The organism is Acidaminococcus sp. CAG:542 (assembly GCF_000437815.1).
Taxonomy (GTDB): Bacteria; Bacillota; Negativicutes; order Acidaminococcales; family Acidaminococcaceae; genus Acidaminococcus.
Window position 1 is genome coordinate 1 of the sequence record NZ_FR902102.1, and the last position, 5,751, is coordinate 5,751.

Genomic DNA, 5,751 nt, shown 5'->3' on the forward strand with positions numbered 1-5,751 from the left:
CTCCACTCCTGCCACCGGGCAGTCGTACTGGCCGTTGTTCTTGGCCTGGAATTCTTCTTTGGCGGCTGTCAGCAGGGCCGGGTCTTCCAGGACTTTCACCGCAGTCAGGGCGATGACTTTGCCGGCGGTGAGCATGCCTTTCTGGCCGATGCTGGAATTCACCTGGCCGGTTTTGTACCAGGAATGGCCCGGAGTGCCCAGGGCTTCGGTGGCCACGTTGAAGTAGTAGGTGGGAGCGATGAAGCCCACGTCCCCCACATCGGTGGAGCCGAAATCCAGTTCTTCCCGGTCGGGATCAAAGTCCTTGATCTCCGTATCCAGGGGCCGGGCCAGTTTTTCTTCCAGCCGGTCCCGGCCGTACCGTTTCAGGATCATGTCCTTTTCTTTGGTCTTCATGCTGTCGCTGAAGGAATCGGTAAAGGCTTTGGCCAGGGCGAAGTCCCGGTCATCCCATTGGGGCGCACCGATGGCGTGGAAGGCTTCGGTGGCTGCCTGGGCCAGGACTTTGTTGTTGATGTATTCGGAATAGCCGGATTCCCGTTCCACAGTGACCTGGGTGCCGCAGATGAGAGCCGCCCCCCGGGCCACGTCGTCCAGCCGGGGAACGATTTCCTTCACCTGCCGGTAATAGGGGGCCCGGACCACATAGCGGACCGCCGCATGGTCCTGGACCACGTTCGGGGCCCGGCCGCCCACGTCCAGATAGGCGTAGTGGATCCGGGCTTCCATGATCACGTGTTCCCGGAGGTAATTGGCCCCCACCCCCATGATCTCACAGGAATCCAGGGCGCTGCGGCCCAGTTCGGGAGCGCCTCCGGCGTGGGAGGTGATGCCTTTGAACTTGTAGGTCCGGCACACGTTGGCGTTCAGGTGGGGGGTGGCGGTGCGGTTTTCCGGAGCCGGATGCCAGGTAAGGAAGAAGTCCACCCCGTCAAAGGCCCCGTCCCGGGCCATGAAGGCTTTGCCGCTGAGGTTTTCTTCTGCCGGAGTACCGAAATACACCACGGTGCCCGGTTTGCCGGTTTCTTCCAGATAGTCCTTCAGGGCCAGGGCGCCGGCCAGTGCCCCGGTGCCCAGCAGGTTGTGGCCGCAGCCATGGCCGGGGCAGCCTTCGTGTTCCGGCTTTTTCACCGGGCAGCCCGCTTCCTGGCTGAGTCCCGGCAAAGCGTCGTATTCTCCCAGGATCCCCACCACCGGGCGTCCCTTGCCCCAGACGCCTTTGAAAGCAGTGGGAATGTTCACCAGATGACGGGTAACGGCGAACCCGTGGTGTTCCAGGGCCTCACAAAGGGTTTCGGCGGACCGGGTTTCTTCGTAGCCCACTTCCGCCAGTTCCCAGATTTTCCGGCTCAGGCCGATCAGTTCCTCCCGGTACCGGTCATCCACCGCCCGTTCAATGATTTTCTGTGCATCCATACCATCACGCTCCCTAGAATAGAAGATGGTTTCATTATAGCACAAAGAAGGGGCTGCTTTTCCAAGCAGCCCCTTTACTCACAGATACTTCTTCTCCAACCGTTCCAAAATTCCCAGGTAATGGTCCTGGACCCCTTTGGCCCCTTCTTCTTCCTCGAATTTCCTGCTTTTGGCGTCGATGTCCGCCAGGTCTTCCGGGGTCAGCTGGTTTTCGGCGAAGGTGTACACCACGTTGTTTTCCTTTTCCACGTGGCGCTTCAGCAGCCGTGCGTAGCCCATGGCTTCCGTCAGGATGTCCAGCTTGTATTCGGTCTTGGGATTCTTTTCGTATTCATCCAGGGCGGTGGCCAGGCTCATGGCGTGGTCCCGGCCCAGGTCGTGTTCCACCAGCATCCCGTGGGTCACCAGGTTGTCCGCCACCCGGCCCAGCTTCTGCACCATCACCGGGAACAGGAACTTTTCTTCCTTCCCGTGATGATGTTTGTCCGCATAGTTCCGGATGAAATCCACCATGTCCCGAAAATCCCCCACGTCCACCGGAGACAGTTCCAGGATCCCGATGCAGGCCTGGCGGATCACTTCCAGCATCCGGCTGATGTTCTCATGTTCTTTTTTCATGCACTCAATGCTGTAGGTCATGGTTCTTCCTCCTTCAGGCCGCTTTGGGACGGAGCACGTAATGGGTGTGGTCTTCCTGTTCCAGGGTGTAGCCGGTGTTTTCCAGCATCCCTTCCATCATGGCATCCCGCAGGATGTAGTACACCCGGGGGTTCACGTCCGCTTCCTGCCAGTAGCCCCCGTGGAGATCATCGGTCTGGTCCCAGGCGAAGGCATCCGGATTCTGGTCGGTGACCTGGTTCACCCGGTCGCAGGGCATGCCGTTCAGGAAGGCGTCTTCAAAGGCCCGGTAGATGGCGGAAGCATCGGCGTCCGAACCCAGAGCCCGGTCCTGGCCCACTTCCCGGGCCAGTTTTTCCAGTTCCGGCAGCAGGTTGTCGTTGTGGTGGAGCAGGGCGGACACCAGCTGGGCATAACGGCCTTCCGCATCGTGGATCCGGCCCTGGAGCCAGCCGTGGATGTTGGTGGTGTCGATCAGTTCGTCCAGAGGACGGGTTTCTTCCTTTACATAGTCAGCTGCCGGTTTGTCCCCGGTGCCCCAGCCCTGTTTTTCCGCTTCTCCGGCGATCCGGGCGATGATGGCTTCCTGGAGCTGGATCTTGCCGTACAGCCAGTGATGGATGGGTCCCAGAAATGCGCTCATGGTCTCCCCTCCCCTCAGTTTTCCGCCAGAGCGGCGTTCACAGCGTCAACCACCTTCTGAGGGTCCAGCCCGTGGACGAAGGCAGCGTCATTCAAAGATTCCATCTGGGAAGAAGGGCAGCCCAGGCAGTGCATCCCTACAGCCTGGAGAGCCGGGATGGCTTCCGGATGTTCAGCACAGATCTTGCCAACCAGCATTTCGCCCGTGATTTTCTTTGCGTTTTCCATTTTCATTTCCTCCATTGTATGATGATTTTTGTTTTTCCTTATCAGCAGAACCTGGCCTTGCGGCAGGTTCTTTGTTTCCTTACATGTCATAGTATACGGGAGGAACAAAAAAAGATATGTTGTTTTAACAACATATCTTGGTTTTCTTTATTCAGTTTCGGGATTTTCCGTCTCTTCCGTCTTGGCCTCTTCCAGGGCTGCGGGCTCAGGGTCTTCCACCCGGTGGGGATACAGCAGGGAATCTCCCCGGCCCGGGGTCAGATAGTACCCGTAATTTTTCAGATACCGGTACATGACTTCCACCGTGTGGAGCATCTTTTTCTGAGCGTCCTGGCTCAGGTCTTCCGGGCCGGCAGGAGGCGCCATGGGCATCCGCAGCACATTGGCCCCGCTCTGGACGCTGAGGATCTGGCCGTGGGCATGGATCCGCCGGATGGACCAGGGAGCCACAATGTTGGCCCGGGGGAACAGGATCCGCAGCACCGCCGTAAGCCGCAGGTATTCTTCCAGGGCCATCCGGTCCTGCTGGTAGAAAGGTGTCCCCTCTTCCGGCAGGAAGGGGGTCAGGGTGATGGAATGGGGAGCCAGCTCCTGGAGCAGGGTCAGATCCCGGACCAGGTATTCCGCCTGTTCATAAGGGGCTCCCACCAGGAACCCGGTATCCGTTTCAAAACCCAGGTCTTTCAGATCGTTGATGCAGGCGATTTTGGTGGACAGGGAATGGGTGGGAGGATGGAGCCGGGAAAAATGGAGAGGATCCGCGGTCTGGAAGCTGAGGAAATACCGCTGGGCCCCGGCCTGGTGGAGCCGGTGGTAGGACTGGCGGCTCCGTTCCCCGATGGACAGCCCCAGGGCACAGTCCGGGAACTGCTTTTGCAGGTTCCGGAGCAGGTTGCACATGATCATGTCCGTATAGTAGTGGTCTTCCCCGCCCTGGAGCAGGAAGGACCGGATCCCCATCTGGTACCCCAGTTCGCAGGCGCCCCGGATCTGTTCCCAGTTCAGCCGGAAACGGGGCAGGTCGTTGTTCTCTTCCCGGCGGCGGCAGAACAGGCAGTTCTGGGGACAGTGGTTGGTGAATTCCAGCACCCCCTGGAAATGCACCTTCCGGTGGAACACAAAATTCATGGCCTCCTGGGCCCCCCGGAACAGCTTGGCCCGGAGCAGAGGATCCTCCGTCAGCAGGAGTTCTTTATACTCCTCCTCCGTAAGCACGGAATATTCCTTCAGCTTGTCCACCAGATCCACAATGTCCACCCGCCCTTTCCTTTTGATTGCAGTACTTTTATTATACACTAGGTTGGATAAAAAGAGTAGGCAGAGTTCCTTGACAAGGGAAAATCACTACGATATACTAACTCTGTTAGCTTATGGAGGGGTGGCCGAGTGGTTTAAGGCACCAGTCTTGAAAACTGGCGATTCCGCAAGGGACCGTGGGTTCGAATCCCACCTCCTCCGCCAAATATTGAAAAAAGAGCTGTTGCCCGGGCAACGGCTCTTTTTTTGTGCGGAATGGGCCCCTCTGGGCGGCCGGGATGGGCTCGCCTGCGGCTAGCCCCTACAACCTTGGGGTCAGGGATTCACCACGGAAAATTCTGAGGACGGGGTTATCGGAGGATCCGTTTCTCTGACCGTTGTTGTCGGCCCCCGATTCCAACGTTGTAGGGGCGCAGGGCCGGCGGTCTTATATCCGCCCTTTGCAAGGGCGGGGGTATCCATGCCCAGCATGGGTGGTGGGTTAGCAGCCCACAGGGCTGCGTTTTCCTTCAAAAACATTTGCCCATGGCAAATGGTCTCCTTTGGCGGGAGGCGGTTGATGCATGCCCTCTGGGGGGACTTACGGTTTGATTTTTTTAACCGGATTCCTTACCCAGTTGCTCTCTCGATGCCTTACCTCTTTTTTACTATCTTCCTTCTCTTCCATCTTCAACCAGCCAGCCACTCGTTTTCTCAGTTCTTCGCTGAAGCCTTCCAGATCGTCCTGGGTGATGGCTCCTTCGTGGATCAGGCAGAGGATGTTGCTGAACATCCGGGACCTGCGCATTTCGCAGAGTACGCCTGCATCTTTTCTGTGTTCCAGGAGTTCATCCTCCAGTTTATGGAACCTTTTGGCTGCCTGGGTGTCTTCTTCCAGGATGGCTTTATACTGTTCCAGCAGGGTGGCCATGTAATTTTCCTGCCAACCTGGAAGGCGTTTTCTGAACAGTTTCCAATCGGATTCGATGCACATGGTTGAAATTTCTCCTTTGGTTTCATTCATCGTGGGTCGTTCGTCGTTGTAGAGGCCCCTTGGGCGGCCGGGAAGGGCTTGCCTGCGGCTAGCCCCTACGGCGTTGGAGTCAGGGATTCGTAGTTCTGGCGGGCCGCCGGTTGTGCGGCCCCTACGGATCCGTGCGGCCCTGCCGTCCCGCTCTTCCCTCTTCCCTCTGCACTCTTCACTCTGCACTTTTATCCTGCAGCTTCCTGCACTGTTCCTGGTTCAGCCGATACCATTCTTCCCGGGGCATTTTGTCCTTCAGGAACCGGTCGTAGTACTCGTCCACCCGGCACAGGAGGGGACGTTCCTGGTAGATGCGGCACAGGCGGATGGCTCCGTCGTAATGGCGGCACACCCCGTCTCCCCGGTCCAGGTTTTTGGCCAGGGGGGTGCGGCCCACTTTTTTACAGCACTGGCCGCATTTACTGCAGGGAAACATGGTCCAGGCCCTGTGCCAGCATTTTTTCCGATTCCGGGGTCAGGGTCCCGTCTTCCCGGAGGAGAGGGGTATCCAGGACAATTTTCAGGGTCTTGGCCAAAAGGGCCGCCTTCCCCACCTGCTGTTTTTCTTCCGGGGTGTACTTTCTCCA

The 5,751-nt window shown here is 58.2% G+C and carries 7 protein-coding genes and 1 tRNA gene; 1 reads left to right on the forward strand and 7 read right to left on the reverse strand.

Annotated features, from left to right (window positions below; all coding sequences use genetic code 11):
• From QVO43_RS08895 to hydE, 5 genes are all read right to left on the reverse strand, one after another.
• Positions 1-1,416 (reverse strand): amidohydrolase (locus tag QVO43_RS08895; RefSeq protein WP_288174850.1); only part of this gene is annotated, 1,416 nt, incomplete at its 3' end.
• A gap of 78 nt (positions 1,417-1,494) precedes the next feature.
• On the reverse strand, positions 1,495-2,055 hold the full coding sequence (locus QVO43_RS08900; protein WP_022488167.1) for a hemerythrin domain-containing protein: 561 nt from the start codon (positions 2,053-2,055) through the stop codon (positions 1,495-1,497).
• 13 nt (positions 2,056-2,068) lie between these two features.
• The gene (locus tag QVO43_RS08905; protein WP_022488168.1) at positions 2,069-2,677 is read right to left on the reverse strand and encodes a hypothetical protein; all 609 of its coding nucleotides are present in this window, start codon (positions 2,675-2,677) and stop codon (positions 2,069-2,071) included.
• A 14-nt stretch (positions 2,678-2,691) separates the two neighbouring features.
• Positions 2,692-2,904, reverse strand: coding sequence for a DUF1858 domain-containing protein (locus QVO43_RS08910; RefSeq protein ID WP_022488169.1), 213 nt, complete (start codon positions 2,902-2,904; stop codon positions 2,692-2,694).
• 147 nt (positions 2,905-3,051) lie between these two features.
• The gene (hydE, locus tag QVO43_RS08915; RefSeq protein ID WP_022488170.1) at positions 3,052-4,161 is read right to left on the reverse strand and encodes a [FeFe] hydrogenase H-cluster radical SAM maturase HydE; all 1,110 of its coding nucleotides are present in this window, start codon (positions 4,159-4,161) and stop codon (positions 3,052-3,054) included.
• 115 nt (positions 4,162-4,276) lie between these two features.
• On the opposite strand from hydE, the gene QVO43_RS08920 reads away from it, so the two are divergent.
• Positions 4,277-4,365, forward strand: a tRNA-Ser gene (locus QVO43_RS08920).
• Positions 4,366-4,741: 376 nt separating this feature from the next.
• Here the strand turns inward: QVO43_RS08920 and QVO43_RS08925 are convergent.
• Together QVO43_RS08925 and QVO43_RS08930 are read right to left on the reverse strand one after the other, a co-directional pair.
• Entirely contained in the window at positions 4,742-5,134 is a 393-nt protein-coding gene (locus QVO43_RS08925; protein ID WP_022488171.1) for a hypothetical protein, read from the reverse strand.
• Positions 5,135-5,339: 205 nt separating this feature from the next.
• Complete coding sequence (locus QVO43_RS08930; protein WP_022488172.1) at positions 5,340-5,600, reverse strand: YkgJ family cysteine cluster protein; 261 nt, start codon at positions 5,598-5,600, stop codon at positions 5,340-5,342.
• Positions 5,601-5,751 lie beyond the last annotated feature (151 nt).